This is a genomic window from Herbaspirillum rhizosphaerae (assembly GCF_046025915.1).
In the GTDB taxonomy this organism is placed as follows: domain Bacteria; phylum Pseudomonadota; class Gammaproteobacteria; order Burkholderiales; family Burkholderiaceae_D; genus Herbaspirillum; species Herbaspirillum rhizosphaerae_A.
The window spans coordinates 466310-492444 of the sequence record NZ_JAQQFR010000002.1 but is presented as its reverse complement, the minus strand read 5'-3'; the positions used below and the strand labels follow the sequence as shown (position 1 = coordinate 492444).

General features: G+C 57.2%; 27 protein-coding genes. 13 read left to right on the top strand and 14 right to left on the bottom strand.

The window, feature by feature from the left end; genetic code table 11:
- The first annotated feature begins 41 nt into the window (after window positions 1–41).
- Together PQR63_RS04850 and PQR63_RS04845 are read left to right on the top strand one after the other, a co-directional pair.
- Window positions 42–221 carry a hypothetical protein gene (locus PQR63_RS04850; RefSeq protein WP_408166100.1) on the top strand — a complete coding sequence of 60 codons (180 nt, stop codon included), beginning with the start codon at window positions 42–44 and terminating at the stop codon, window positions 219–221.
- 9 nt (window positions 222–230) lie between these two features.
- Complete coding sequence (locus tag PQR63_RS04845) at window positions 231–962, top strand: ABC transporter ATP-binding protein (RefSeq protein WP_408166099.1); 732 nt, start codon at window positions 231–233, stop codon at window positions 960–962.
- Between the two features lie 96 nt (window positions 963–1058).
- Here PQR63_RS04845 and PQR63_RS04840 read toward each other — a convergent pair whose 3' ends face one another.
- A complete protein-coding gene (locus PQR63_RS04840) occupies window positions 1059–1625 on the bottom strand; it encodes an OsmC family protein (RefSeq protein WP_408166097.1) in 567 nt (188 codons plus the stop codon).
- A gap of 295 nt (window positions 1626–1920) precedes the next feature.
- Between PQR63_RS04840 and PQR63_RS04835 the strand changes: the two genes are divergently transcribed.
- From PQR63_RS04835 to PQR63_RS04815, 5 genes are all read left to right on the top strand, one after another.
- Complete coding sequence (locus tag PQR63_RS04835; RefSeq protein ID WP_408166095.1) at window positions 1921–2958, top strand: ABC transporter substrate-binding protein; 1038 nt, start codon at window positions 1921–1923, stop codon at window positions 2956–2958.
- A 46-nt stretch (window positions 2959–3004) separates the two neighbouring features.
- Complete coding sequence (locus tag PQR63_RS04830) at window positions 3005–4042, top strand: ABC transporter permease (protein ID WP_408166093.1); 1038 nt, start codon at window positions 3005–3007, stop codon at window positions 4040–4042.
- A complete protein-coding gene (locus tag PQR63_RS04825) occupies window positions 4036–4881 on the top strand; it encodes an ABC transporter ATP-binding protein (protein WP_408166091.1) in 846 nt (281 codons plus the stop codon). Before PQR63_RS04830 ends, PQR63_RS04825 begins: the two co-directional genes overlap by 7 nt.
- Window positions 4878–6080 (top strand): c-type cytochrome, encoded by a 1203-nt coding sequence (locus PQR63_RS04820; RefSeq protein WP_408166089.1) that lies wholly within the window; start codon window positions 4878–4880, stop codon window positions 6078–6080. Before PQR63_RS04825 ends, PQR63_RS04820 begins: the two co-directional genes overlap by 4 nt.
- 79 nt (window positions 6081–6159) lie before the next feature.
- Window positions 6160–6456: a cupin domain-containing protein gene (locus PQR63_RS04815; protein WP_408166087.1), complete on the top strand. Its 297-nt coding sequence runs from the start codon at window positions 6160–6162 to the stop codon at window positions 6454–6456.
- Window positions 6457–6557: 101 nt separating this feature from the next.
- Here the strand turns inward: PQR63_RS04815 and PQR63_RS04810 are convergent, their stop codons facing one another.
- Genes PQR63_RS04810 through PQR63_RS04800 form a run of 3 tightly spaced genes read right to left on the bottom strand, consistent with a single transcriptional unit; the run spans window position 6558 to window position 9033 of the window.
- Complete coding sequence (locus PQR63_RS04810; RefSeq protein WP_408166085.1) at window positions 6558–7349, bottom strand: MetQ/NlpA family ABC transporter substrate-binding protein; 792 nt, start codon at window positions 7347–7349, stop codon at window positions 6558–6560.
- 14 nt (window positions 7350–7363) lie between these two features.
- Window positions 7364–8026 (bottom strand): methionine ABC transporter permease, encoded by a 663-nt coding sequence (locus tag PQR63_RS04805; RefSeq protein WP_408166083.1) that lies wholly within the window; start codon window positions 8024–8026, stop codon window positions 7364–7366.
- Window positions 8023–9033, bottom strand: coding sequence for a methionine ABC transporter ATP-binding protein (locus PQR63_RS04800; protein ID WP_408166081.1), 1011 nt, complete (start codon window positions 9031–9033; stop codon window positions 8023–8025). The genes PQR63_RS04805 and PQR63_RS04800 overlap by 4 nt, the downstream gene beginning before the upstream one ends.
- A gap of 253 nt (window positions 9034–9286) precedes the next feature.
- Between PQR63_RS04800 and tauA the strand changes: the two genes are divergently transcribed.
- From tauA to PQR63_RS04785, 3 genes are read left to right on the top strand one after another with little or no spacing between them, the layout of a single operon-like run.
- Window positions 9287–10303: a taurine ABC transporter substrate-binding protein gene (tauA, locus tag PQR63_RS04795; RefSeq protein WP_408166079.1), complete on the top strand. Its 1017-nt coding sequence runs from the start codon at window positions 9287–9289 to the stop codon at window positions 10301–10303.
- On the top strand, window positions 10267–11106 hold the full coding sequence (locus PQR63_RS04790; RefSeq protein WP_408166077.1) for a taurine ABC transporter ATP-binding protein: 840 nt from the start codon (window positions 10267–10269) through the stop codon (window positions 11104–11106). The genes tauA and PQR63_RS04790 overlap by 37 nt, the downstream gene beginning before the upstream one ends.
- 20 nt (window positions 11107–11126) lie before the next feature.
- On the top strand, window positions 11127–12017 hold the full coding sequence (locus PQR63_RS04785) for an ABC transporter permease subunit (protein WP_408166075.1): 891 nt from the start codon (window positions 11127–11129) through the stop codon (window positions 12015–12017).
- A gap of 80 nt (window positions 12018–12097) precedes the next feature.
- On the opposite strand, the gene PQR63_RS04780 is transcribed toward PQR63_RS04785, so the two are convergent.
- On the bottom strand, window positions 12098–13381 hold the full coding sequence (locus PQR63_RS04780) for an amidohydrolase family protein (protein WP_408166074.1): 1284 nt from the start codon (window positions 13379–13381) through the stop codon (window positions 12098–12100).
- Between the two features lie 294 nt (window positions 13382–13675).
- Between PQR63_RS04780 and PQR63_RS04775 the strand changes: the two genes are divergently transcribed.
- Entirely contained in the window at window positions 13676–14806 is a 1131-nt protein-coding gene (locus PQR63_RS04775; RefSeq protein ID WP_408166072.1) for an extracellular catalytic domain type 1 short-chain-length polyhydroxyalkanoate depolymerase, read from the top strand.
- A 105-nt stretch (window positions 14807–14911) separates the two neighbouring features.
- Here the strand turns inward: PQR63_RS04775 and PQR63_RS04770 are convergent, their stop codons facing one another.
- The 5 genes from PQR63_RS04770 to PQR63_RS04750 all read right to left on the bottom strand — a co-directional run bounded on the left by PQR63_RS04770 (window position 14912) and on the right by PQR63_RS04750 (window position 19406).
- Window positions 14912–15913, bottom strand: a complete 1002-nt coding sequence (locus PQR63_RS04770) for a bile acid:sodium symporter family protein (protein ID WP_408166070.1) — start codon at window positions 15911–15913, stop codon at window positions 14912–14914.
- A 190-nt stretch (window positions 15914–16103) separates the two neighbouring features.
- Window positions 16104–17444: a 4Fe-4S binding protein gene (locus PQR63_RS04765; RefSeq protein ID WP_408166145.1), complete on the bottom strand. Its 1341-nt coding sequence runs from the start codon at window positions 17442–17444 to the stop codon at window positions 16104–16106.
- A 56-nt stretch (window positions 17445–17500) separates the two neighbouring features.
- The gene (locus PQR63_RS04760) at window positions 17501–18370 is read right to left on the bottom strand and encodes an FTR1 family iron permease (protein ID WP_408166069.1); all 870 of its coding nucleotides are present in this window, start codon (window positions 18368–18370) and stop codon (window positions 17501–17503) included.
- Between the two features lie 21 nt (window positions 18371–18391).
- Window positions 18392–18715 carry a cupredoxin domain-containing protein gene (locus PQR63_RS04755; RefSeq protein ID WP_408166144.1) on the bottom strand — a complete coding sequence of 108 codons (324 nt, stop codon included), beginning with the start codon at window positions 18713–18715 and terminating at the stop codon, window positions 18392–18394.
- A gap of 160 nt (window positions 18716–18875) precedes the next feature.
- Window positions 18876–19406 (bottom strand): iron transporter, encoded by a 531-nt coding sequence (locus PQR63_RS04750; RefSeq protein WP_408166067.1) that lies wholly within the window; start codon window positions 19404–19406, stop codon window positions 18876–18878.
- Window positions 19407–19689: 283 nt separating this feature from the next.
- On the opposite strand from PQR63_RS04750, the gene PQR63_RS04745 reads away from it, so the two are divergent.
- On the top strand, window positions 19690–19866 hold the full coding sequence (locus PQR63_RS04745; protein ID WP_408166065.1) for a hypothetical protein: 177 nt from the start codon (window positions 19690–19692) through the stop codon (window positions 19864–19866).
- 36 nt (window positions 19867–19902) lie between these two features.
- On the opposite strand, the gene PQR63_RS04740 is transcribed toward PQR63_RS04745, so the two are convergent.
- The 4 genes from PQR63_RS04740 to PQR63_RS04725 form a co-directional block, all read right to left on the bottom strand.
- Entirely contained in the window at window positions 19903–21036 is a 1134-nt protein-coding gene (locus PQR63_RS04740; protein WP_408166064.1) for a 2-aminoethylphosphonate--pyruvate transaminase, read from the bottom strand.
- Between the two features lie 53 nt (window positions 21037–21089).
- The gene (locus tag PQR63_RS04735; RefSeq protein ID WP_408166062.1) at window positions 21090–22820 is read right to left on the bottom strand and encodes a putative 2-aminoethylphosphonate ABC transporter permease subunit; all 1731 of its coding nucleotides are present in this window, start codon (window positions 22818–22820) and stop codon (window positions 21090–21092) included.
- 6 nt (window positions 22821–22826) lie between these two features.
- A complete protein-coding gene (locus PQR63_RS04730; protein ID WP_408166060.1) occupies window positions 22827–23966 on the bottom strand; it encodes a putative 2-aminoethylphosphonate ABC transporter ATP-binding protein in 1140 nt (379 codons plus the stop codon).
- A 187-nt stretch (window positions 23967–24153) separates the two neighbouring features.
- Window positions 24154–25194, bottom strand: a complete 1041-nt coding sequence (locus tag PQR63_RS04725) for a putative 2-aminoethylphosphonate ABC transporter substrate-binding protein (protein WP_494410434.1) — start codon at window positions 25192–25194, stop codon at window positions 24154–24156.
- Window positions 25195–25438: 244 nt separating this feature from the next.
- On the opposite strand from PQR63_RS04725, the gene PQR63_RS04720 reads away from it, so the two are divergent.
- Entirely contained in the window at window positions 25439–26116 is a 678-nt protein-coding gene (locus PQR63_RS04720; protein WP_408166058.1) for a phosphonate utilization associated transcriptional regulator, read from the top strand.
- The last annotated feature ends 19 nt before the right edge of the window (window positions 26117–26135 follow it).

Here is a 26135-nt window from a genome sequence, read left to right as displayed (position 1 = left end):
AATTACGATGATCCGTTAATTTCATTTTCCACAAAAAAATATTGCTCTCTCCCCTCAAAAAATTCGCCGCCGGACTGACATTCGCCATCGGTGCAATCGCCATCGCCGGTACCGCGCAAGCAGACAACTTAAAAGAAATCAAACTCGACCACGCCTACAATTCGCCGGAAAACCGCAGCTTGTCATGGCACGACGCCTTTGCCGGCGAACAAACGAAGTAAAGGAATCTCATGAGCACCATTCTCGACATCAAGGTCGAACGCAAATCTTTCGGTGACGACACCGTGCTGCAAGCCGTCGGGCTGACGCTGGCGGAACGCGAAATCGTCGCCCTGCTCGGCCCCAGCGGTTGTGGCAAAAGCACCTTGCTGCGCATTGCCGCCGGCCTCGACAAAGACTTCAAGGGATCGGTCACGCGCGCGCCCGACTTGGCCGGCCAGCGCAACGGCGGCGTCGCCTTTGTCTTTCAGGAGCCGCGCCTGATGCCGTGGCTGACCGTCGCACAGAACATCGGTTTTGCCGACGGCGAGCGCGCCGACCAGGAATGGATTTCGCAGCTTCTGGTGGAAGTCGGACTCGTCGGGTGGGAAAACAGTCTGCCCAAACAACTCTCCGGCGGCATGGCGCAACGCGTGGCTATAGCGCGCGGCCTTTATTCTCGTCCAAGGGTCTTGCTGCTGGACGAACCGTTCAGTGCAGTCGACGCCTTCACCCGCATGAAGCTGCAGGATCTGCTGCTGAGCCTGGCGCAACAACACCGCATATCCCTGCTGCTGGTCACGCACGACATCGATGAATCGCTCTACCTCGGCGATCGCGTGCTGGTCATGGGAAGTCGTCCGGGCACTATCCGCAACACTATCCACGTCGACCTGCCCCAACCGCGTCAGCGCACCGATACCCGTCTCGCATCGTTCAAAGCCGAAGCCTTATCCGAGCTGCACGAAGCGCACGCCTTCTGAAGCGTACCGCCGTTATTTTTCCATCACATTCTCCGGCTGCTTGCATTGCCCCTCGGGCAAGAAGCAGCCGGATGCATCGATCTGAATCAGGCTGTCTTACCCGGCAATCGCATGCTCTTCTTCCAGCTTGTCCCATGTGCTGGCGGTATGGCGAATCCCTGCGCGAATCGTCTGCGGATTCTTCAGCAGATTCAGAATCGGGCACGTCTTTTCGACCGTCTCGAACAAGGCCTGCACGCTCTCCTTGCTCGCCGGCGACACCAGATGAACGGTGTAAGCGATGTCGTGCGGATAAATCGGAATGTCCTCATACCCCGGCTTGCCGCCGCGCGGGTCGATCTTGCCCGTCACTTCCACTTCGAGCGAATCGACGGGCACCTGCTGATGCGCCGCCTGGATGAGGAAGATGTGCGTCACGCAGGAACCAAGCACGCCCAGTTGCAACTCGGGAGAACTCGGTCCCAGGTTGTAACCGGCGAAATCCGGCGGGCTGTCGCTGATGACCTGATGATCGCGAATACGGATACGGCGCACGCCGCTGCGTCCTTCGGCGCTGACTTTGGCCGCCAGTGCAACCGGTCCGGCATCGCCGGCATGGATGAGGGCTTCACGCGCCAGCACGGCGCTGCGCTTCTCGGACAGATAGTGGTTAAGTGTCGTCATGGTCTCTTTCTTTGAATGATGAAATGCGGCTTCGATGCACGCTGCCGGCATCGGCAACGCATAGTCTCCCGCCGCCGGAGAACAGCGGCAACGAAGGTTTTTACATATCCATATTTGCCATACGGCGATTGATGGCAACACGCACTCCACGCATAAATAAACGCATTCTTATTCTTTGACCATGCCGCCCAGCGTCATTAGTCTTTACTTGTTTTGTCAGCGGCGCATCTGCATTGCCAAGGCATGTGCAGCGCTCATCTTACCGCTCCAGTCAACCAAGTGGGAGTTACCAATAATGAAAAAAAATAGCATTTCACCAGAGTCCAATGTCCTCTCTTCATGGTCGCGCCGCGACGTATTGCGCGCCGGTGCAGCTGCCGCACTGGTTGGCGCCGGCGGTACGCTCGCCTCGCGCAACGCCTGGTCGGCGCCGCCGCGCAAGCTGACCTTCGCGTGGAGCGCCATTTCGTTCTGCCTCTCGCCGGTGGTGGTGGCGCAGGAGCGCGGCTTCTTTGAAAAAAACGGTCTCGATGTCGAATTGCTCAATTGGGGCGGCTCCACCGATCAACTTCTGGAAGCGCTGGCGACCGGCAAGGCGGACGTCGGCGTCGGCCTGATCCACCGCTGGCTCAAGCCGCTGGAAGCAGGCTTCGACGTCAAGATCGTCGGCGCGGCGCATGGCGGCTGCCTGCGCATGGTGGGCTCCAATCAGGCCGGCGTGAAAGACCTGAACAGCCTCAAAGGCAAGGTCATCGGCGTGTCGGATCAGAACAGTCCGGCCAAGAATTTCTTCGCCATCCATCTGGCCAAAAAAGGCTTCAACGTTGAGAAAGATGTGGAGTGGCGCGTCTATCCCGCCGACCTGCTCGACGTCGCCGTCAAGAAGGGGGAGATTCAGGCGATCGCCGACGGTGATCCGAACATTTTCCTGATCGAGAAACGCAACAAGGGCGTCTTCACCGAAATCGGCAACAGCGCCATCGGTGAATACAAGGACAAAATCTGCTGCATCCTGGGTGCGCGCGGTGATCTGGTGCGCAACGACAAACCGGCTGCAGCCGCCGTCGTGCGTTCCATCTTGCAGGCATCAGAGTACGTCGCCGAAAATCCCAACGAAGCCGCCAAGATCTATTCGAAATATTCACCTAAGGTACCAGTCGAAGATCTGCGCGCCCTGCTCACCAGCCTGACTTATCACAACCATCCGACCGGCAAGCCCTTGCGTGATGAAGTCGAATTCTTCGCCCGCGATTTCCACACTGCCGGCGTGCTGAAAAAATCAACCGATCCGGTCAAGCTGGCCAATCACGTCACCTTCGATCCACTGGCATGAACGCCGGCAAGCCCAGACCTGATCTTCAACGCAAACGGAGTTCAACATGACAACTTCCACCACCAACGATGTCTTGCTCAGAGCCCATCAGGCCGGTCTGTTCGACGGGGTGCGCGCATCCGGCATTGTCGGCATCTGGCGCACTGGCTTGCTCGCGGCCGCCACCTGGCTGTTGCTGGGCCTGATCACTCTACGCTGGCCGAACAAAGAAGTCGGCTTCAGCGACTGGGCTTTCACCGATGAGTTCGGTTACGCTGCGGTGGCCGTTGCCGTGCTGCTGACCGCTCTTGCAGTAGCCGGCGACCGCGCAGGCCGCGTGGCGCAACTACTGCGTCCCGCTGGACAATGGCTGGTCGCGGCGCCCTTGTTGCTGGGCGTCTGGGAAATCTTGACCGCCAAGCTGGGTGTTCTGCCAACACCCTTCTTCGCGCCGCCGCAGAGCCTGATCGAAGTCTACAGCGAGGACTGGCGCCGTCTCGGCATCAGCACCGGCTATTCGCTGCGTCTGCTGGTGCATGGCTTCGCGGCCGGCGGCCTCGTCGGCTTTCTGGTCGGCGCCACCATCGGCTGGTCGCGCGTAGCGGGCTACTGGGTGCATCCGGTGTTGCGTTTTCTCGGCCCTGTTCCGGCGTCCGCATTGCTGCCGCTGGCATTCTTCTTTGCGCCGTCCAGCTACGCGGCAGCGGTGTTCCTGATCGCACTGGCGACCTCTTTTCCTGTGGCTGTGCTGACCTGGTCCGGCGTAGCGTCGGTGAACAAGAGCTACTACGACGTGGCGCGCACGCTCGGCGCATCGGAGTGGTTCCTGATTCTGCGGGTGGCGATCCCGGCGGCCTTGCCGCAAGTCTTTGTCGGTCTGTTCATGGGACTCGGCGCAGCGTTTTCAGTGCTGGTGACTGCGGAGATGATGGGCGTCAAAGCAGGCCTCGGCTGGTATCTGCAATGGGCGCAGGGCTGGGCAGCCTACAGCAATATGTATGCGGCCCTGATCGTGATGGCGATCCTGTGCTCAAGTCTCATCACCCTGCTGTTCAAGGTACGCGACCGCGCGCTGTCGTGGCAGAAAGGAACCGTCAAATGGTAAACGCAACGCTGGAATCAAAGCATCAGCCACAGCAACAACCGCAGCAGCAACCGCAGCAGCAAGAACAGCCATCGCCAGACAAAGCCGGTGCGCGCATCGATATCGAACACGTCAGCCACTGGTTCAAATTGCCCAATGGCGTGCTGCAGGTACTCGACGATATTTCTCTGACGGTAGAACCGGGCGAATTCGTCGCCCTGCTCGGCCCCAGCGGCTGCGGCAAGTCTACCCTGCTGCGTCTGGTTGCCGGACTGGAGCCGGCCACCACCGGACAGGTCTTGCAGAACGCAGAGAAGATCACCCGCCCCGATCCGTCACGCATTGTCGTGTTCCAGGATCCGACCTTGTACCCGTGGCGCAAGGTGTGGGACAACGTTGCACTTGGCTTGCAGGCGCGCGGCCTGTTGAAGGAACAACGCCAGCGCGTCGACGATGCGCTGGCGCTGGTCGGTCTGAGCGAATTCGCCGACGCTTTCCCGCATCAACTATCGGGCGGCATGGCGCAACGCGTGGCGCTGGCGCGCGCGCTGGTCAATGACCCGCAATTGCTGGTGCTGGACGAACCACTGGGAAAACTCGACTCCCTCACCCGCTTGCAAATGCAGAGCGAACTGGTGTCGCTGTGGCAGCGCAATGGCTTTTCCGCGCTGTTGGTGACGCACGATGTGGAAGAAGCCCTGTTCCTCGCCAACCGCGTGATCGTTTTCAGCGACCGCCCTGCGCGCATCAGAGCCGAAATCAAGGTCGACCTGCCCTACCCTCGCCATCGCGGTGATCCACGGCTGGCCGAACTGCGGCATGAAGCCCTGCGTCATCTGGGACTGGATGCAAGCTGGTGATTTTTTCTTCGTTGTCCGACTGGATCAATCTGTTGCTGAGTGCGATCCAGGTTCTGCAAGAGAGTTTTCTGCATGTGCTGGCGGCGCTGGGATTAGCGCAGAGCAGTCACGGCCAGCCGGCATGGCCATTTTCTCACCGTCTTAGCGGCGAGGTCATGCTGATCGATCGCAGCGTAGCGCGGCAATTGCTGAGCGCGCTGGGATGGTCCGCCGCTGCCTTACTGTCATTCACCATCGCCTTATTGTGGCGTCGCGGTCGCCTGGCGATGCTGCTGATCTCCGTGGTCATCGTATTCTTTACCGCGTGGCCGGACCGCCAGTTGTTGCTGGCGCCGGCCGAGGCGACCAGCTTTCACGTTTCTCCTTCCGGCTTCAGCGCCACCGCCATTGTCCACGGCAAACAACTCTACGATCAGCGCTGTGCCGGTTGCCATGCCGCCGATGGCAAGGGCGATACGCCGCTCGCCCTGTCAGCGCGGGTCGCACCGCCCAATCTTGCCAGCGGCCTGCTGTGGCGACGCGCCGACGGCGAGCTGTTCTGGAAGATCGCCTACGGCATGCACGATCGCCGCGGCGCAACCACGATGCCTGGCTTCACGGGCTCGCTCACCGACAACGATCTCTGGGACCTGATTGATTTCATGAAGGCCAATGCCGCCGGCACGAGCATCCGCGACATCGGCGCATGGGATCAGCCGGTCGCTCTGCCGACACTCACAAGCAATTGCGAAAAATCCTCGCCATCGTCAGCGAGGCTATTGAACCCATGGCGCGGCCAGCGCGTGCGCATGGTGCTGGCCTCGGCAAAACAGCCGGCGTCGTTTCCGCTTGACGACCCGCGTCTGCGCAGCGTGATTCTCGCCGACGGTGCCGTCTCCCTCCCGGCCTCGCAGGCAGGGGCACCGGCCATCGATTGCCTGATGCATTCGGACGACGCATGGAAGGCGCTCTCCATCATCACCGGCGTCACCGTCGACAAGCTCGCCGGTACCCAACTGCTGACCGACCGCGACGGCTGGCTGCGTGCGCGTAAGCTGGCTGACGATAAAGACAACTGGTCCGAGTCCGACATCCTCTGCCGGGCACCCACGACGATGAACAAGGACAATGCAGCCGGCGGCCTCGACAGCTTGATCGCAGCGATGGATGCGGAGCCGGTGCGCTTCGTCAAAGGTGGCTTCGTCCATACCACGCAGTAAACAGCAAAGATTGCAGTGCCTTTATCAGGCACTACCCGCAATGCTCGACATCATATGATTTTCCCTGGAACGACAAGCCATGCCGCTTTTTAACTTACCGAATATTGCCGCCGATTTGCCGGAAGCATGGAAGTCAACCGTTCTTGGTCAGGTCGGCCCGGCACGCATCAAGGTGCTGCGAATGAACGAGATGTCATATGCAGAGGAAGTGCATGACTACAATGAGGGGCTGCTGGTCATCAGCGGCCGCATGCTGCTGAAAATCGACAATCTGACAGTGACCGTCCATGCCGGTGAACTCTATATCGCCGAGGCCGGCGTACCCCATGCCGTGCTGCCCGGCAGCGATGGCTGCCTGGTGATCGTCGATGTCTGATCGTTTGATCATCTGATCAGGATTTCCGGCAGCAATTCACTTTCCCGTCGCTCCATGAAAAAAACCCGGTTTCCCGGGTTCTTTTGCTGCGATGTTCAATATCAAAATGCAGGAACCACGGCGCCTTTGTATTTTTCTTCAATGAATTTCTTCACTTCAGGCGAGTTCAAGGCTGCTGCCAGCTTCTTGAATGCAGGGCTATCCTTGTTGTCTTCACGTGCCACCAGCAAATTGGCGTAAGGCGAATTGGCATCTTCGATGAACAGGGAATCCTTGACCGGATTCAGCTTGGCCTCAATGGCGTAGTTGGTGTTGATCAGTGCGACGTCAACCTGATTCAGCACGCGTGGCAAGGTTGCGGCTTCCAATGCGCGGAATTTCAGCTTCTTTGGATTGTCGGTGATGTCTTTTTGTGTGGAGGAGATATTGCTTGTGTCCTTCAGCTTGATCAGACCGTTGCGTGCCAGCAGCAACAACGCGCGGCCGGAGTTCGAAGGATCGTTCGGGATAGCAATCGTCGCACCATCCGGAATGTCGGCTGTCTTTTTATATTTCAGGGAATAGGCTGCGAACGGTTCTACGTGCACCTTGGTGATCGGCACTTCGATATCGTTCTTGTGGCTCTTCTTGAATTCATTGAGGTAAGGCTGATGCAGGAAGAAGTTGCCATCGACTTGCTTTTCATTGGTTTGTGCAGCCGGCTGGATGTAGTCGGTAAACACCTTCACTTGCAGGTCGACGCCTTCTTTGGCCAGAGTCGGCTTCAGGAATTCCAGGATTTCGGCATGTGGAACCGGCGTGGCGGCGATCACCAGCTTGTCGGCTGCCTGTGCCCCGCTGATGGCGAGGTAAGACAACGATGCTGCGAGCAGAAGGGATAATTTGCGGGACATGTAAGACTCCTTTTTTATTTACGTGTGAAATGCAGAACCAGGCGATCGCCGAAGAACTGCAGTAACTGCACCAGTACTACCAGGACCGCAACGGTGACGATCATCACCTCGGTCTGGAATCGTTGATAGCCAAAGCGAATGGCCAGATCGCCCAGGCCGCCGCCGCCGATGACGCCCGACATGGCGGCGTAAGACATCAATGTGATTGCCGTGATCGTGACGGCCGCAAACAAACCCGGCAGCGCCTCGGGCAACAAGGCGCCGAAGATGATCTGATGCGTTCTTGCGCCCATGGCCTGGCAGGCTTCGATCACGCCGCGGTCAATCTCGCGCAGGACGTTTTCAACCAAGCGCGCAAAGAACGGTGCGGTGCCGATGACCAGCGGCGGGATCGATCCTTCCACGCCGAGCGAGGTGCCGACCAGCACCAGCGTCACCGGAATCATGACGATCAGCAGGATCAGAAAAGGCACCGAGCGCAGAATATTGATCACCAGCGACAGCACGACGTAGACGCCGCGTTGTGCGAGCAATTGCTGGCGCGCCGTGATGAACAACAGGATCCCCAGTGGCAGGCCGATCAACACCGTAAAGAACAGAGATGCGCCGGTCATGACGAGCGTCTCCAGCGTTGCTTGCCAGACGTCGGTCCAGTCGACAACGGAGAAATCAATCATGACAACACCTCATGGTGAATCTGGTATTGATCGAAATGGGTGAACACCTGACGAATGTCTTCGTCACTGCCGTTCAACTCCACCAGCAGTTGCCCGTACGGGGTGTCTTTGATGCGTGAAATCGTGCCTTGCAAAATGGTGATCAGCACCTGGGTAGCTGCCGTGATATTCGTCAGAATCGGCTGGTAAGTGATGTCGCCGACGAAGGTCAGGCGCACCAGCTTTCCTTTGAATTGATCGGCTTGCAAATTGGCATCGTTGTCGAAAGTGTGACTTTCGGCGACCAGCTTTTGCGTCACCGGATGTTGTGGATGCAGGAACACGTCAGCGACTTTTCCGGTTTCCACAATACGGGTGTCGTCAATGACTGCCACACGGTCGCAGATGGTACGGATGATTTGCATCTCGTGTGTGATGAGGACGATGGTCAGGCCCAGCTTGCGATTGATGTCCAGCAGCAGACGCAGGATCGATTGCGTGGTTTCCGGATCCAAGGCCGAGGTGGCCTCGTCGCACAGCAGCAGATGCGGGTAGTTGGCGAGCGCGCGGGCAATGCCGACGCGCTGCTTTTGCCCGCCCGACAACTGTGCGGGATATTTATCGCGATGTTCGCTCAGGCCGACCAGTTCCAGCAGTTCCGTCACACGCTGGCGGCGTTGCTCGGCGGTGTATTTTCCTGTGACTTTTAACGGCCAGTCGATATTGGCGGCAACGGTTTTGGCACTGAGCAGATTGAAATGCTGGAAGATCATGCCCACGCGCTGGCGCAGCTTGTGCAAATTGGCGCTATCGAATTGCGTGATGTCTTCGTCTTCAATGAAGATGCTTCCCGACGTGGGACGTTCGAGCAGATTCAGCGTACGGATCAAGGTACTTTTTCCAGCGCCGGAACGACCGATGATGCCGAATACCTCGCCTGCTTCTATCTGCAGATTGATATCGGTCAGTGCTGTGATGTCCCGTTTGGCAACTTGATAAATTTTATGGAGATGCTCGATGCGAATCACGGGATGATGGAGTCAGATGAATGAGTAAGATGAGCGCAGTCTAGCAACGGCAAAACTGGCTGTGAACGCATAAATACGTCGATGCATATTTGGTTTTGTAATAATAAAAAGGCGCTCTCATCAACATCTGCAAGGGCCAGAAGGTATTCAGCAATCCCTCTCAGTGACCGCATATCCATAGCTGGAAATATTCGTATTGCGGCGCAAACGCGACTTTTATACTCGGATGACTATCCACTTCGTCACGAATAAAATGAAAAAAACTTTGCACGTTCTGGCCTTCACCCTCTTCGCTGCATCCACGCTTCTGACCGAAAACGCGGTGGCCCAAAGCAAGGAAGTTGTCATCGCCTATCAAGATATGGTGGTGCCATGGCGCTACGCGCAAGATGCACAAACGCTCGAACAAAAGACCGGCTACAAAGTCACCTTCCGCAAGCTGGCAAGCGGTGCGGATGTGATTCGCGCACTGGCGTCCGGCTCGGTACAGATCGGTGAAGCAGGTTCGGCGCCGATTGCCTCGGGCTTGTCGCAAGGGCTGGACATTGAACTGTTCTGGATCCTGGATAACATCAATGATGCAGAAGCATTGGTTGTGCGTAACGGCAGCGGCGTCAAGACGCTGGCAGACCTGAAGGACAAGCGCATCGCAGTGCCCTTCGTGTCGACATCGCACTTCCATACGCTGCTGGCGTTGGAACACGCCAAGGTCGATCCGCGTAACGTCAAGATTTTGAACATGCGTCCGCCTGAGATCGCGGCCGCATGGGAGCGTGGCGACATTGACGGCACCTTCATCTGGGATCCGGTTCTGGCGAAGGTGAAGAAGAATGGCCAGGTGTTGATCACTTCCGGCGAGATCGCCAAACAAACCGGCAAAGCCACTTTCGACGGCATCGTCGTCAGCAAGGCGTTTGCTCGTCAGAACGACGCCTTTCTCACTGAACTCGTGAAGACATTGGCGGCGACCGATGACAACTATCGCCGCAACAAAGCAGCGTGGACGGCCGATTCGCCACAGGTGAAAGCAGTGGCGAAATGGTCGGGCGCAGAAGCTGCCGACGTGCCGGCGAGCCTGTCGCTGTATGAGTTCCCGACCTTGGAACAACAGGCATCAGCGCAATGGCTGGGTGGCGGTGCGGCCAAGTCACTGGCTGCGACAGCGACATTTTTGAAGACTCAGGGCAGCGTGCAAACGGTATTGCCGGATTACAGTACAGGAGTCAATGCAACATGGGTACTCAAAGCAGCAGCGGCAGCAGCACGCTAATCCCTCCGACCGCGACCATACAGGCCGGCGGCCGGCTCGACGTACGCCGGCTGTCGGTGCGTTTTGCATCGGCGGCGCAGGACGAGGCGCTGGCCTTGTCTCATGTCGACCTCTCAATCGCACCGGGTGAATTTGTCGTCGCCCTGGGCCCGTCCGGCTGCGGCAAGACAACGCTGCTCAATTGCCTCGCGGGTTTTGTACAAGCGTCTCAGGGCGAGGCTTTGCTTGATGGCGTCCCGATCACCGGCCCCAGTCCGGAGCTGGGTGTGGTATTCCAGAAGCATGCGTTGTTGCCCTGGCTGAATGTGGTCGACAACGTCGCACTTGGCTTGCGCTTTCGCGGGTTCTCGCGCAGCGACCGCATCGCGGTGGCGCTGGAAAAACTGCGGCTGGTCGGACTGGAGCAGTTCGCCCAGTCACCGGTGTACCAGCTTTCCGGCGGCATGCAGCAGCGTGTCGGCATTGCCCGCGCGCTGGCGAACGATCCGCGTGTGCTGCTGATGGACGAACCGATGGGCGCGCTTGATGCGCTGACACGGGAATCGATACAGGAGTTGCTGGTCAAGGTCTGGCAGCGTACCGGCAAGACGATCTTCTTCATCACGCATAGCGTCGAAGAAGCGCTGTTTCTGGGTTCCCGCGTCATCGTCATGTCGCCGCGTCCAGGACGTATCGATCATCAGTTCGACTTGCCCTTCTCACGCGACTATCTGGCATCCGGCGATGCGCGAGCGGTCAAATCGTCACCGGATTTCATCGCGTGGCGCGAACGTCTCCTGCAACTTGTGCATCAAGCTTCCTGAATCCTTCACTGTATCCGACCATGACTCCTCCTTCGTCGTCGCCTGCTGCACCGGACACTGTCTGGCGCGATGCTGCCGCGCCTGCCCAGATTCCCCTCGCGACTACGCTGCTACCTGCAGCAAAGGTGTATCCCCGCCCGGGCAGCGGTAAAACCCTGGGCGTTACTGTTGCGACAATCATCGTTCTATTCGTGGCGTGGTGGGGCATCACGGCGCAAGCCTGGGTGGCGCCGCTATTCCTCCCTTCGCCATCCGCAGTGTGGAACGCCGGAGTACAAGCATGGACCGGTAACGTGCAAGGTGGCCTGCCGCTGTGGCAGCATCTGGCGTGGAGCTTGCTGCGCGTCTTTGGCGCTTTCGCGCTGGCAGCTGTAACGGCAGTGCCACTGGGCCTGTTGATGGGCACCAGTAGAATCGTGCGGGGTATTTTCGATCCCCTGCTGGAGTTTTATCGTCCGCTGCCGCCATTGGCCTATCTGCCGCTGATCGTCATCTGGTTCGGCATCGATGAGACGGCAAAGATTTTGCTGATCTATCTCGCTTGCTTTGCACCGATTGCCGTTGCCACACGCGCGGGAGTGACCGGCGTGCTGTCCGAACAACTGCACGCTGCACTATCGATGGGGGCGAGCCGCTGGCAACTGTTGCGACACATCATCCTGCCGGCGTCGCTGCCCGATATCCTGACCGGCTTGCGTATCGCCATCGGCTTTGGCTGGACGACGCTGGTCGCGGCAGAAATGGTGGCGGCCACGGCGGGTGTGGGTCAACTGGTGCTGAATGCCTCGAACTTCCTGCGTACTGACATCGTAATCATGGGCATCATCCTGATCGGCATCGTGGCCTATCTGTTCGATCTGGTCATGCGTCGGCTGGAACACCGGCTCGTTCCGTGGAAGGATCATCGCTGATTTGGCAGAAAGGCAGGTGGGCAGGCATGTGTTTCCTCTGCCCGCATTCTCGTTCCTCGTTCCTCGTCCCCCATCCACCTTCACTGCGCTTGGCCCCGTAGCTTGAAGTCCACCAGATCGGGGCGTCCCGGCAAACTCAGCCGCGCGTGCGCCGCCGGCGCCTGACTGACGACTTTCCCGCGACGAATGACAAACCGCCGCGCGGCACGCAAGCGAATCGCTTCGATAGGATCGCCCGCATCGAGCACCACCAGATCGGCATGGCATCCAACCTGCAGTCCATATCCTTCCAGACCGAGTATGCGCGCGGGGGTTTCTGTTACGGCCTTGAAGCAGTGATGCATCGCATCCTGCCCTGTCATTTGCGCCACGTGCAGTCCCATGTGTGCGACTTCGAGCATGTCTCCCGATCCCAGGCTATACCATGGATCCATCACGCAATCGTGACCAAAGGCGACGTCGATACCGGCGGCAAGCATCTCCGGCACCCGCGTCATGCCGCGGCGTTTCGGATACGTATCGTGACGGCCTTGCAAGGTAATGTTGATCAAGGGATTGGCGATGGCGGCAACGCCCGCTTCATGGATCAATGGCAGAAGCTTGCTGACGTAGTAGTTGTCCATCGAGTGCATGGAAGTGAGATGCGATCCGGCTACCCTGCCCTGCAAGCCGAGCCGCTGCGCATGGTAAGCCAGCGTCTCAATATGGCGCGATAAGGGATCGTCGGACTCGTCACAGTGCATGTCGACACGCAAGCCTTTTTCTGCCGCAAACTCGCATAGCAGCAGGACTGATTCTGCGCCGTCGGCCATGGTGCGTTCAAAGTGTGGAATGCCGCCGACCACATCGACACCCATGGCAATCGCGCGCTTCAAATTGGCAAATGCGGTCGGACTGCGCAACACGCCATCCTGAGGGAACGCGACCAGTTGCAGATCAAGATACGGAGCGACCTTCTCGCGGACATGTAACAAGGCTTCCACCGCCAGCAACCGATCGTCACAGATATCGACGTGCGAGCGGATGGCCAGCAGGCCACGCGCCACCGCCCAGTCGCAATATTGCAATGCGCGTTCGACCAGTGCTTGCTGGGTAAGATCCGGTTTGAGCTCGCCCCACAACGCAATACCTTCTAGCAAGGTGCCCGAAGCATTGACCCGTGGCAGGCCATAACTCAACGTGGCATCCATATGGAAATGCGCGTCGACGAATGGCGGCGTCACCAGATCACCGCCGACATCGATTTCCTGCACTGCCTGGAGTTCGAGGGCGACGCCGATAGCGGCAATACGCCCGGCGTCGATACCGATGTTCACATGCTGGCTGCCGTCAGGCAGAGTCGCGTTACGTATGACCAGATCCATCCAAAATCCTCCGGCAGATAACAAAGCTGATGAGTATGCGAATAACTACGCTGATCACTGCACTAATCATTGCACCAATCACTACGCTGATAGCGAAGCGACGTAAGCATCGTTTTATTCATGCATTGACAAGGTTTTAACGGTATTTCAACCGTAATTCAACCGCATTCCAGCATATTTTCCCCCTTCGCTACCCAAGCTTACTGCAGTGCCGCAATTTTGGGGAACATTGGCCATTTCGGCGCGTCTTCTAAAGGCAAGTCAGCCAAGACAACCTTTTACTAATAGGCCAATATGCTAAAAATGCTCAATCGCATGTGGCTCAGCAGCATTAGAAAAGCCGGTAAGGCGCAGCAATCCAGAACGACCAAAATGCTGAAGGCGATGCTGGCTAAGCCAAAACCCAAGCCCGGCAAGCTAAGCAAATCAATCAGCCCTCTTAAAGCCACATCGGTAAAATCATCCACCTCCGCACGCAAACCGACGACGATGACCGCAAAGACGTCTGCGTTAGCGGGCACATGGAACAGCGCTCATTGCACGACTGACAGCATTCCTGCCCAGCGCATGCGCTATTGGCTTTTTATGCCGCCTGTCGAGTCGGCGCCAGCTTCCGGCAGGCCTCTCATCGTCATGCTGCACGGCTGTGAGCAAAGCGCCGCGGATTTTGCAGAAGGAACGCGCATGAACCAGCTCGCGGGTGACAAGGGATATGTCGTACTGTATCCCCAGCAATCACTGCGCGAACATCCTAATCGCTGCTGGAAATGGTATGACCCGGCGACACAGCGCGGCGGCGGCGATATCGCCTTGATCGCTCGCATGATTCGCAATGTCAGCGAGGAACACAATATTGATCCTCAACGCATTTATGCGTGCGGTATTTCGGCGGGTGCGGCAATGGCACAGATTCTGGCGCTTACGCATCCGGAACTGATTGCTGCAGTAGGCATGCATTCCGGCCCGGCATTCGGCACCAGCCGCAGTGCGATGGGCGCATACGGTGTGATGCAACACGGCAGCGCAAACCCGCTGACACCGATTGTCAAAGTGCTGGCGAAAGAGCCCGGGTTTCCCTCTATGCCCGCGATTCTGATCACAGGGGACGACGACAAGATCGTGCGATCGATCAATCAGATCCAGTTGGTGAGGCAGTTCACGGCGCTCAATCACGCTGCAAACCTCACCCCGCTGCCGCTCGTTGTGCGCGAGTTCGGACGCGTGTCCAAGCGGCATCCACGCAAAAACTCCATTCAGATCCGTGATTTTTCCGCGGGTAAATCGATCCTGATCAGATCGATACATATCGAGCGCCTTGGGCATGCCTGGAGCGGCGGTGACGACAAGTTGCCGTTTCATGCCAAGGGACCGGATGCGGGCAAGCTGATGCTGGCATTTTTTGCCAAGCATCGACGCAAGGTCTGATGGTATTGGGGAGATAAATTTGAGATGCTCGTTTGAGAAGCTCAATAAAAAAGCCCGCAATAGCGAGCTTTGATTTTGCGTGCATCAGTGCATGCCGGCACGTGCTTATCTCACCTGACCAAGCTGAGCACTTGCATCGCTCTCTTCCGGACGACTGCGATAACGCTGCGCCAGGAAAGCGCACACCATCAGTTGAATCTGATGGAACAGCATCAGCGGCAACAGCACCATCCCAACGGTCTGACTGGCGAACAAGACTTTTGCCATCGGTACGCCGCTGGCGAGACTTTTCTTCGAGCCACAAAATACGATGGTGATTTCGTCTTCCTTGTTGAAACCCATGCGACGGCTGCCGAAGGTTGTCAGCGCCATGATAATCGCCAGCAGCAAGGCGCTGATCACGATCAGGCTGATCAACATTGTCACGGGCACCTGACGCCACAGACCTTGATTGACTGCCTCGCTAAACGCCACATACACCACCAGCAGTACAGAGCTTTGATCGACCCAGCGCAGCCAGGACTTGTTTCTGTCCATCCAGGCGCCGATCCACGGACGCGCGATCTGCCCTGCCACAAAAGGCAGCAACAGTTGATAGACGATCTTGAGGATGGAGTCGAGCGAGGAATGCTGGGCGTTATGTGCCACCACAATCACGCTTACCATCAGCGGCGTCAGGAAAATGCCCAACAAGTTCGATGCGGAGGCACTGCAAATCGCCGCCGGCACATTGCCGCGCGCAACCGACGTAAAGGCAATCGAAGACTGCACCGTCGACGGCAATACGCATAGAAACAGGATGCCCAGATACAGATCAGGTGTGATCACCAGCAGCAACGCAGGTTTCAGAATCAGGCCAAGCAGCGGAAAAACGGCAAACGTGCAAAGCAAAACCGTCACATGCAAACGCCAGTGCACCATGCCGGCCACAACTGCCTGACGCGACAGCTTGGCGCCGTGCATGAAGAACAGCAAGCCGATCATGAACGTCGTCAACCAGTCGAAACCGACGGCGACCGATCCGGTACAAGGAAAAAAACTGGCAGTAGTGACAACGGCCAACAGCATGAGCGTCAGGTTGTCGGGCAAAAAGCGAGGGCGGGCCATAGAGATATCTGCTGAGTTATTCTGATTACCGTCCGCGGCGGACGAAACCCGCTATTTTACGCCACTGGGCCATATTGTCTGCCGAGGCAGCGCAATGAGCGGACAAAAGCGGTGGAATTGACACAGTCAGAGGGGATCGCCCTGCTGCCGCGACCAGAACCAAAGTGCGCTGAATCCGGCTTAAAACGATTTACCAGATCCAGAACATCAGCAGCCAGGCATAGTTGACCAATGCCAGTGCGCCAAGAATGGGCACCAAGGCCAGCAAACGCTGTACGAGCGATTTGGAGTGCTCGCCGATGACCTTCCACGCGAGCCAGACGCTCCAGATTGTCATGACGCTCAGCAGCGATGCGCGAACATCGTTGGCCCAGTCCACCGGCCAATGCTCTGCGCGCAGCAAGCTGATCGTGGTCGCAGACAAACCGATGAACACGCCGCAACCTGCCAATGGAATGGCGGATTGCACCAGATGATTAAAGCGGGAGCGATCCCATTTTCCCAGGACAAGGTTGCTGATCGCGAACAAGCCGGTCAGTGCGGTACCGAGTAAGGCAGCGGTTGCCATGATGTATGAAACCACCATCGCGCCATCCAGCCAGGAAAATACGTCGCTTTGCTGCGGATAATTGGTGAGCAGCCACCATGGTGCGTTGGTATCGAACGGCCACATGATGTCCCGATCGATCAGCCATGTTGCGATAAATTGTTTAGCCTCGATGAACCATGGGCTGGCGCTCCAATGGAAGGCGCCGATGGCGATGCCGAACAGACCGTACAAGACCAGCGCGCTTTCCCACAGGTTGTTGTTCTTGTTGCCGACTTTGACGATTTCGACAGTTGGAGGACGCCATGTCAATGCGATGGCGTCGCGATGACCGCTGCAGCGTCCGCACATATGGCAGTCGGCGGCGCCCTTCATGTTACGCAGCGGCACCAGCGGCGCACAATTGACCGGAATGGTCTTTTTGCCATGCGTATCGTAAGACGCGCGCCATGCGTCTTCGTTGACTTTGTAATGGAACGGCGCCAGCTTGGCCAGCAAACCGAATACACCGTTGACCGGGCACAGGTATTTGCACCAGACACGTTTTTCGCGGCCATACAGATAGCCGACGATCATCGCGCCCAGCGTCGAGCCGCCGAGCACCAGCAGCACTGCCTTGGGATATTGATAGACGCTGACCATCTGGCCGTACACCGTGGTCAGTGCGAAAGCGACGAAGGGCCAACCGCCCCAGCGCATCCAGTGCGGGATTGTCTTACCACGGCCGAACTTGCTGGCGAACTCGGTAAGTGCGCCTTCCGGACATAGCACACCACACCAGACTCGGCCCATCAACACCATGCTGACCAGCACGAAAGGCCACCAGATCCCCCAGAAGCAGAACTGAGAAATCAGAGTCAGGTTGGACCAGATATGCGCTGTTTCATCCGGCAGCGGGAGAAAAATAGGAACGAGGATGAGGATGGCGTAGACCAGCACGACGACCCACTGGATACCGCGGATCAATGCGCCATTGCGGCGCATCCAGTCACCCGTACGCGCCAGGCGGGTATTGGGAAGCGTACAGGTGCTCATATCGTTTATGCAGCTTGCTTGTTAACTTGCGTGTTTTTCAACTTGCCGAGCGCGGAGGATACCACAAGCCAATAAATGACATAAATGGCAACACTCATCAAGGCAGGACGCGCACGGTAGCCGGTCAGCGTGGATACCAGGCTGCCCAAAGTGCTTGAATCATCCAGTAACCAGCTGGTATCCCAGACCGGGGCCGTCAGCGCCGAAACGAAACTCAACGAAGAGAACCAGTCCGAGCTTTCCAACAGCAAATCGAGCAATTTTTCGACACCTGTCAGCAGTAAGCCGGCTGCCAGCAATAGCAGAATGATTTCCGTCACCTGGAAGAACCGGCGCCAGGAGAAAATTTTGCCGCCCAGTTGCAGTAGATAAAACGTCAGGAAAGCCAGAGCAAAGCCGATCACACCCGCAAAAATCAGCGCGCCACGGCTGGCGTCCTGCTCACCCATGCCGATGCCATACAGGAAGACCGCAGTCTCGCTGCCTTCGCGCGCAATCGCCAGCGCCACCAGTGCAAACACGCCCCACCAGTTACCCGCTTCGGTACTTGCCTTGAGGGACGACTCCATGTCTTTCTTGAGCGTGCGGCCATGCTTGCGCATCCAGAACACCATTTGCACGATCAATACGGCAGCGATCAGTACCATGCCGATCTGGAAATAGGTCTGTGCGTCGCCTGAAAGCAATTCGCTGAAGCCCAGCAAGGCCCCGCCCAATACCACGGCAGCAATCACGCCGGCAGCAACGCCAGCCCACAGGTACGGCAAACCACGGCGTGCAGCCGCATCGCCATTATTCAGCCAGGCATACAAAATACCGACCACCAGCAAGGCCTCGACGCTTTCGCGCCAGACAATAAACAGGACCTGGCCCATTACTTTCCTTTCAATTGCACTTTATTTGGCGACAATCAGGCCTTGCGGCATGTTCAAATGGAAGTCGTCAAAGAACTTGTATTCGCCGGGACGCAACGGTGCGATCACGACAAAAGACTGCGCGCCGGGCGCGAGGACTTTTTCCTTGCGCAGCTCAACACTTTCGAACTCGGCGGCGCTCTTGCCGATATTGTGGATTTCAATCTTGATGCGCTGCCCTGCAGGGACTTCAATGCGCGCAGGAATAAACTTGCCGTCCTGCATTTCAAGTTTGAAAGTCAAAATATCTGCAGCGAAGACACCCGCGGCAAACAGGGTACAGACCAGACCGATCAGACCGGCCATGAGTCGGGTGCTACGGGTTTTACGCAAAGACATCCTTTGCTCCTACATTGCAGGGCTCTGCATTGCGCTATCAACAAGAGTAAGCAAATGCGAGAACCGGGTCAGCGTGACATGAGCGGAACGATGCCCGCTCATGACTCTTTCAGCTCAGGACTGCGGATTAGTAACCGCCCTTTTTGCCGACACCGGCGAAGGTAAAGTCATAAGTCAGTTCGAATGGCTTGAACCATGGGCCGACACCAGTTTCCTTGTCGACGTGACGGCCGAAATGTCCCGATGGTGGAGCAATGGTCAGTTTCAGTTTGTACTTGCCTGGGCCGTCGAGTTTGACGTTGTCGCCATAATGAGGACCATCGCTGGCCACCATCGCCATCATGTCGCCCTTGATGACCTTGGTCGAACCGGTCTTGGTCAGTTCGAACTTGATGTTCAGGTAAGGCATCCAATCGCCTTCAGCAAAGCCGTTCGGATTCTTGGCGACGGCACGGATATCGGCTTCCAGATGGACGTCGGATTCTTCCGCTTTACGCATCATGCCGTCCGGTTCCATCTTGATCGGCTGCAGGTACACCGCGCTGACTTCCATGCCGCCTTGAATCTGCGGTTTACCGATTGGATATTCGGCTGCGCTGGCAGCAGACATAGCTGCAAACATGGCGGCGGCAACTGCGATTTTTTTGATACCGATCATATGATTTCTCTCCGACTCGTTAGATGATAATGATTACCATTAAAGTATAACATCATCCGAGATAACTCACCTCATACCATCGTGTGAGAAGCGCAAGAAAAGCGGAGCAAAACAGGATCGGCTATGCAGCCATAAAATCGGCGGGCAATAAAAAACCCGCACCTTGCGGCGCGGGTTAAATCTAATTCAGGGGATGAATTAGAGGGGGGAGTCACTAAGATATACCTGCTTTTGCTCCGCCCCTATGTCTCTTACAAAGTGTTACGGATATTAACAAGTCTTGATGATGCGCATCATCATCCCCTACTCCACCACTTATCCGTATCGGCCCCTGGCATCGGATAAAAAAAGCCGGCATCAAGCCGGCCAAAATCCCAAGAAAAATCTCGCGACGCCGAAATTGCCATCAAGACAATTATCGTTCAGCCAGCCACCTCGCAATGAACCCAAGCTGCGTTGACCTTTGCGAGTCTCTTTATTGTTACTGCGAAGAGAATCAGGCTGCCACCGCCGTCGCGATCTGCATCTCCTCCAGCACATTGGCAATGGCCGCAATCGCACCACGCATACCCTCGTCGCCAAAGTGCCCCATGCAACCGACGCGGAAGGTCTCCACCGTCGTCAGCTTGCCCGGATACAGAATGAAACCCTGACGCTTGACCGCGTTGTAGAAAGCCTGGAAGTTGTAGTTCGCGTGCTGTGGCGCATGTACCGTCACGATGATCGGTGCCTGGATTTCTTTCGGCAGGAAGCTCCTCAAGCCCAGCGCTGCAAGGCCGTCGATCAACTGCTTGCAGTTGGCGGCGTAACGCGCACCACGCGCCGCCAGACCGCCTTCGGCGCGGTATTGCTGCAACGCCTGATCCAGCGCGGCAACCACGTGGGTCGGCGGCGTGAAGCGCCATTGCGTCGTCTTTTGCATGTAGACCCACTGATCGTACAAATCCAGCGCCAGCGAGTGGGCGTTACCTTTGCACTGCTCCAGCACACTGCGCCGGGCCAGCACGAAACCCATGCCCGGCACGCCTTCAATGCACTTGCCCGACGCTGCGACCAGCGCATCAAAAGGCGTCACGCGCGCATCCACTTCGATGGCGCCGAACGAGCTCATTGCATCGATGATCAATCCCTTGCCGTGCTTCGCGACCACTTTGGCAATGTCTTGCAGCGGATTCAGGATGCCGGTGCTGGTTTCACAGTGCACGATGGCGACATGGGTGATCGAAGGATCCGCGCTGAGCAGACGATCGATGTCGGACGTGGAAATAGCCTGATCTTCCGCATACGAATGAGTGCTCACGCGACGCCCCAGATATTCGCAGATGCGCGCGATACGCTGGCAGTAGGCGCCATTCATCGGCACCAATACATGGCCGTCGCGCGGCACGATGGTGCCGATGGCGGCTTCCACCGAGAAAGTGCCGCTGCCTTGCAGGGGCACGCATTCGTGCGTCTCGCCCGCGTGGGCGATTTCCAGCAGATGCTGGCGCACCCGCGTGGTGATCTGATTGAAGTCGCCATCCCATGACCCCCAGTCGCGCAACATCGCTTGCTTGGTTTGCAGCGACGTCGTCAGCGGGCCCGGCGTCAAGAGGATAGGATCTTTATGTTCAGCGTTTGCAACAGACATGGTGTCTCCTTCGAATTAGGGGGAATGGCAAAAATATGAACCCTGCGCAAAGCTCAATGCATGGTGCAGGTCCGCCAGGCCTGCGTTTTGTTGATCAGTGCCTTGCTGAACCAGCCATACAGCAGACATACCAGCGCTGAAGTCACGACCGTCAGCGACGCCAGCGCGGCCGCCGGTCCGATGTCGCCGGCTTCATCGAGATTCATGATCGCCACCGACGACAGAATGGTATCGGGCGAATACAGGAACACCACGCACGACAAGGTCGCCATCGACACGACAAAGTAATAGCGCGCGATGTCGAGCAAGGCCGGCAGGCACACTGGCACGGTGACACGTAAGAAGGTTTTATAGAAAGGGATTTTCAGCGAAGCCGCGACTGCCTCGAATTCGTTATCCAGCGCTTTCAATGCCGACACCGCCGTCAGATGGCTGGAAGTGTAGTAGTGGATGATGGTCGAGAACACCAGGATCGACATTGAGGCATACAAGAACTTCAGCGGATTGTCCGGATGATTGAAGAACATGATGTAACCCAATCCCAGCACCAGCCCCGGCACTGCCATCGACAGCATGGCCATCAGATGCACCAGCGGACGCAAGCTGCCGAGACCGCGTGATTTTTCAGTCAGATAAGCGCCGGTAAATGCCGCTGTCGTCCCGAAGACTGCCGTCAGAAAACCGAGCTTGAGGGAATTGGTATATGCCGCGCTGAGATCACCGTCGAGCAAAGCGTACTGATAGTGACGCCAGGTCAGTTCAAGGTTGTAAGGCCACAATTTGATAAAGGAACTGAATATCGCCATGCCCACTACCGACAGCAACAAGATGCTGACCAATACGCAATACACCGTCATCCAGCGGTCGAAAGCGCGCTGAGGTTTTGGCTTGTAAGGCACCGAGCGCGCCGACAGCTGTGCCTGCAATTTGCGGCGGACAAGAGAGTCGATGGCAAACGATAGTATCGAAGGCAGCAGCAGTAATACGCCCACCACTGCGCCGCGACCAAAGTTCTGCTGTCCGACCACTTGCTTGAATACATCCACCGACAGCACGCTGAAGTTGCCTCCAATGACTTTTGGCGCACCAAAGTCACTGATCACGTAGGTGAATACCACCGTCGCCGCACTGATCAGACCGTACTTGCAGGACGGCAGCGTGATCGTGAAAAAGCGTCGGAGCGTACCGGTGCCCATCGAGTCGGCCGCCTCATACAGGCGCGCATCGGCCAGCGACAAGGCGGTCGTGATGATCATCATCGCGTGCGGGAAGGTGTTATAGACCTCAGCCAGAATGATGCCCGGAGCGCCATAAATGCTGGCGCCCCCCAGCAAGGGTTTTAGTACGCCCTGATTGCCAAACCACTGGATAAAGGCAATCGCCGACAACAGCGATGGCGCCAGCAGCGGAAGCAAGGCGATGAATTTGAAACTGCCCTTGAAGCGCATGCAGCTGCGATTGATCGCATACGCGAAGAAGAAAGCCATCGGCACCGAGATGAACACGACAGCAAACGCCACACCGCAGGAATTGACAATGGAGCGCTTTAAACTCGGCGTCGCCAGATAGTCACGGAAATGCATCAGGCCGACGAAATTGCCATTATTGTCGAGCACACCGCGCAGCAGAATGGTCGCCAGCGGCGCCAGCAAAAACAAGGCCAGACCGCCTGCGACGGCAACCAGCAAAACGCGCGCCAGAATATCACCGCCGCTGAGCTTGAGGCTGCGCCGCGTCGACGTCAGCAGAACCGGATTGAGTTTCGAACTTGCTTGCATCGTCATCTTTCCTCAGGCAGGGAAAACGCGAATCCGATCGGCGCGCAACGCAAAGCGAATGCGCACGCCGGGGACAATGTTCAGGTCATGCATCTGGTTGAGCGAGAACTGTATCGTCAACGGCGTCTTGCCAAGCTCGGCAACATCAAATTCGACCAGGCAAATGCCACCCAGAAATTCCACCCGCCCGGCTACACCCACCACCTGGTTCGGCGTGGCATCGGTGATGTCTTCCGCGATGCGATCTTCGGGACGCACATACAAACGCACTTCGCTACCCGGCCGGTAGTCACCGACGTCAGAGGACTCGTCTCCGGGAGTACGGATCATACGCAGTCCGCGATCGCCGCATTCAAAGGCATGCTCGCCGAGCGCCTTCGCCTTGATTACGTTGACCTTGCCGACAAATCCAGCAACGAAAGCGCTGGCCGGATGTTCGTAAATCTCTTGCGGCGTACCGATCTGCTCAATGGCGCCCTGATTCATGACGACGATGCGATCCGCCATGTTCAATGCTTCTTCCTGGTCATGCGTCACCATGATGGTGGTCACGCCAAGTTGCTGTTGCAGACTGCGGATTTCCTTACGCAGACGCACGCGCTCCAAGGCATCGAGCGCCGACAGCGGCTCATCCAGCAATAATAATTTCGGCGAGGTTGCCATGGCGCGCGCCAGTGCGATGCGCTGCTGCTGTCCGCCGGAAAGTTGCGAGGGATATTTTTTTGCTGAGGTGGGGAGGCCGACCATTGTCAGCAACTCTTCCACACGGGCCCGGATCTGCGCGCGCTGCGTGCGGCGATTAACCAGACCGTAGCCGACGTTTTCCGCCACGGTCAGATTGGGGAACAAAGCATACGACTGGAACACGATGCCGTAGTCGCGCTGTTCCGGCGGCAACCAGGAAATGTCCCGGCCATTTTGAGAAATATTGCCCGCAGTCTGGCTTTCCAGCCCGGCGATGATGCGCAGCAAGGTCGTCTTACCGCAGCCTGAAGGGCCGAGAAAAACTAGCATCTCACCCTGCCGCACTTGCAGATTGATATTACCCAAAGCACTGAAACTGCCGAAGTCCTTACGTACGTCGGTAAGTTCCAATGCAGTTTCGGTGCTGGCGGAGAGCGACTGCACCGCAGAAAAATCTGTCATGTCCATACGAAGCCTGTGATCCGGTTGATTAAGCGTTGTCATAGCGACAGCCATTCCCGAGCCGGCATACCATTGCGTGCGGCCTGCGTGCTTCAGCCATCGCGCCATGCCGGTGTTGCCGGGAATAACCATGGTGCCAAATGAAAGCAAGTAAAAAGCGAGCAGGAAATATACCTGCCCGCCCCTTCAGCGATTACTTGGGCTCGCTCTTGGCGTCGTAACGCTTGTTCCACTCCGTCAAGATCTTGTCGCGGTTCTTGGCGGCAAAGGCGAAGTCGTTCTTGATCAGCATTTCTTCATAGTTCGCCGGCAGACCTGTCGGCGGCTTGTGCACCGCTGTATTGGCGACGATGGCGAAGTTCTTCTGATACAGCTCGTTGGCGTCCTTGCTGGCGGACCAGTCGGCCAGCTTCTTGGCGGCATCGAGTTTCTTGGTGGTCTTCATGATGCCGGTGGCTTCAATCTCCCATCCCAGGCCTTCTTTCGGGAACACCAGTTCAATCGGCGCGCCACTGTTCTTGACCTGATTGCCGCGATACTCGAACGAAATCCCAATCGGGAATTCGCCGCTGCCGGCTGATTTACAGGGCTTGGAGCCGGAGTGCATGTATTGCGCGATATTCTCGTGCAAGGCATCCATGTATTTCCAACCGCCCTGCTCGCCGAACAACTGCAGCCAGGCGGTCACGTCAAAATAACCGGTACCCGAGGAGGCCGGGTTAGGCATCACGATCTTGCCTTTGTAAATCGGCTTGGTGAGGTCTTTCCAGGTTTCCGGTTTCGGCAGATTCATCTTTTTCGCTTCAACGGTGTTGAAGCAAATCGTCGCGCCAAACACATCCATACCCACCCAGCTCGGCACGGCCTTGGTATCGACATATTTGGGATTGAGCTGCTCATAACCCTTGGGCTTGTACGGCAGCAGCATACCCTCCGCATCCATCAGCGCCAGACTGCTGGCAGCCACGCCCATCACCACATCGGCCTGCGGATTGGCTTTTTCGGCCAACAGCTTGGCGGTAATGATGCCGGTCGAATCGCGCACCCATTTGATCTCCACATCGGGATACGCCTTTTCGAATGACTCTTTATAGGCCTTGATCTGATCCGTCTCCAGCGCGGTATATACCAGCAGCGGCACGCGATCGGCCGCAGAAGAGGATAACGGCGCATAAGCGCACAGTCCTGCGCACAACAGCGCCAGCATATGGGACAACGTCGATTTCATTTGCATTCTCCGATGGGTAAGGAACAACAAAGCAACAATGACGATGAAAACGAAACCGGCCACACCTCTGCACTGCCGATCCCGAAAATTTGCGAATTATTTATACCAATTGATGGAACGGTTTTAACTTTAAACATCGAATCGTAGATTGTCAACAGTTTGCAGTTGACAGTAGGCGATTGATTTGCAAAAATAGCCTCACTCAAACCAAAACAGTGCATCGCCTCATGTCGGTGCACTTCAAGACATCATGGAAAAACTCAGTCCTTTGCAGCTCGTGCAGTCGAATTCGCTGACGATGATCATTCAGGAGGAAGTGGAAAAAATGATCCTGCGCGGAGAGATCAGCGTCGGCGGCCGCCTTAATGAGAGCGAACTGGCGCAGCACTTCGGCATCAGCCGTGGCCCGATTCGCGAAGCCTTCCGCGGTCTGGAGGAATCCGGTCTGGTGCGCCAGGAAAAAAATCGCGGCGCCTTCGTCCGCGAGATTTCAGTTGCTGAAGCCGACGAAATCTACGACCTGCGCGAAGCCATGGAAGACCTGATCGGCCGCAAGCTGGCGCAGCACATTTCCGAAGAACAGTTGGCCGAGCTCAAACGCCAGGTCGAGCACATGGAAGAAGTCGCCGCCAGCAAGGATGTCGCGCTCTACCACCCGCTCAACCTGCAATTCCACGACACGCTGGTGAGCTTCACCGGCAACAGCAAACTGGTTGCGGTGTATCGCAAGCTGACCAAGGAATTGCTGTTATTCCGCTTGCGTGGCCTGTCGGCCGGCGGCGGCATGGATGTCTCCAGCAAGGAGCATCGCGAGATTTACAACACCATCGCCGCGCGCGACGCCGCAGAAGCCGGCGCCATGTTGCGTCGCCACTCGGAACTGAGCCGCGCACGCATGCACCGCGCCGTTGATGGCGCACCTAATTGATTGAATCGATTGATTTGCC

What these genes read in the sequence shown, in the direction of transcription:
- PQR63_RS04845 (WP_408166099.1), top strand. Translation starts at nt 231, where the DNA reads ATGAGCACCATTCTCGACATCAAGGTCGAACGCAAATCTTTCGGTGAC.
- PQR63_RS04840 (WP_408166097.1), bottom strand. Translation starts at nt 1,625, where the DNA reads ATGACGACACTTAACCACTATCTGTCCGAGAAGCGCAGCGCCGTGCTG.
- PQR63_RS04835 (WP_408166095.1), top strand. Translation starts at nt 1,921, where the DNA reads ATGAAAAAAAATAGCATTTCACCAGAGTCCAATGTCCTCTCTTCATGG.
- PQR63_RS04830 (WP_408166093.1), top strand. Translation starts at nt 3,005, where the DNA reads ATGACAACTTCCACCACCAACGATGTCTTGCTCAGAGCCCATCAGGCC.
- PQR63_RS04825 (WP_408166091.1), top strand. Translation starts at nt 4,036, where the DNA reads ATGGTAAACGCAACGCTGGAATCAAAGCATCAGCCACAGCAACAACCG.
- PQR63_RS04815 (WP_408166087.1), top strand. Translation starts at nt 6,160, where the DNA reads ATGCCGCTTTTTAACTTACCGAATATTGCCGCCGATTTGCCGGAAGCA.
- PQR63_RS04810 (WP_408166085.1), bottom strand. Translation starts at nt 7,349, where the DNA reads ATGTCCCGCAAATTATCCCTTCTGCTCGCAGCATCGTTGTCTTACCTC.
- PQR63_RS04805 (WP_408166083.1), bottom strand. Translation starts at nt 8,026, where the DNA reads ATGATTGATTTCTCCGTTGTCGACTGGACCGACGTCTGGCAAGCAACG.
- tauA (WP_408166079.1), top strand. Translation starts at nt 9,287, where the DNA reads ATGAAAAAAACTTTGCACGTTCTGGCCTTCACCCTCTTCGCTGCATCC.
- PQR63_RS04790 (WP_408166077.1), top strand. Translation starts at nt 10,267, where the DNA reads ATGGGTACTCAAAGCAGCAGCGGCAGCAGCACGCTAATCCCTCCGACC.
- PQR63_RS04785 (WP_408166075.1), top strand. Translation starts at nt 11,127, where the DNA reads ATGACTCCTCCTTCGTCGTCGCCTGCTGCACCGGACACTGTCTGGCGC.
- PQR63_RS04780 (WP_408166074.1), bottom strand. Translation starts at nt 13,381, where the DNA reads ATGGATCTGGTCATACGTAACGCGACTCTGCCTGACGGCAGCCAGCAT.
- PQR63_RS04775 (WP_408166072.1), top strand. Translation starts at nt 13,676, where the DNA reads ATGCTAAAAATGCTCAATCGCATGTGGCTCAGCAGCATTAGAAAAGCC.
- PQR63_RS04770 (WP_408166070.1), bottom strand. Translation starts at nt 15,913, where the DNA reads ATGGCCCGCCCTCGCTTTTTGCCCGACAACCTGACGCTCATGCTGTTG.
- PQR63_RS04765 (WP_408166145.1), bottom strand. Translation starts at nt 17,444, where the DNA reads ATGCGCCGCAATGGCGCATTGATCCGCGGTATCCAGTGGGTCGTCGTG.
- PQR63_RS04760 (WP_408166069.1), bottom strand. Translation starts at nt 18,370, where the DNA reads ATGGGCCAGGTCCTGTTTATTGTCTGGCGCGAAAGCGTCGAGGCCTTG.
- PQR63_RS04755 (WP_408166144.1), bottom strand. Translation starts at nt 18,715, where the DNA reads ATGGCCGGTCTGATCGGTCTGGTCTGTACCCTGTTTGCCGCGGGTGTC.
- PQR63_RS04750 (WP_408166067.1), bottom strand. Translation starts at nt 19,406, where the DNA reads ATGATCGGTATCAAAAAAATCGCAGTTGCCGCCGCCATGTTTGCAGCT.
- PQR63_RS04745 (WP_408166065.1), top strand. Translation starts at nt 19,690, where the DNA reads ATGATGCGCATCATCATCCCCTACTCCACCACTTATCCGTATCGGCCC.
- PQR63_RS04740 (WP_408166064.1), bottom strand. Translation starts at nt 21,036, where the DNA reads ATGTCTGTTGCAAACGCTGAACATAAAGATCCTATCCTCTTGACGCCG.
- PQR63_RS04735 (WP_408166062.1), bottom strand. Translation starts at nt 22,820, where the DNA reads ATGACGATGCAAGCAAGTTCGAAACTCAATCCGGTTCTGCTGACGTCG.
- PQR63_RS04730 (WP_408166060.1), bottom strand. Translation starts at nt 23,966, where the DNA reads ATGGACATGACAGATTTTTCTGCGGTGCAGTCGCTCTCCGCCAGCACC.
- PQR63_RS04725 (WP_494410434.1), bottom strand. Translation starts at nt 25,194, where the DNA reads ATGCAAATGAAATCGACGTTGTCCCATATGCTGGCGCTGTTGTGCGCA.
- PQR63_RS04720 (WP_408166058.1), top strand. Translation starts at nt 25,439, where the DNA reads ATGGAAAAACTCAGTCCTTTGCAGCTCGTGCAGTCGAATTCGCTGACG.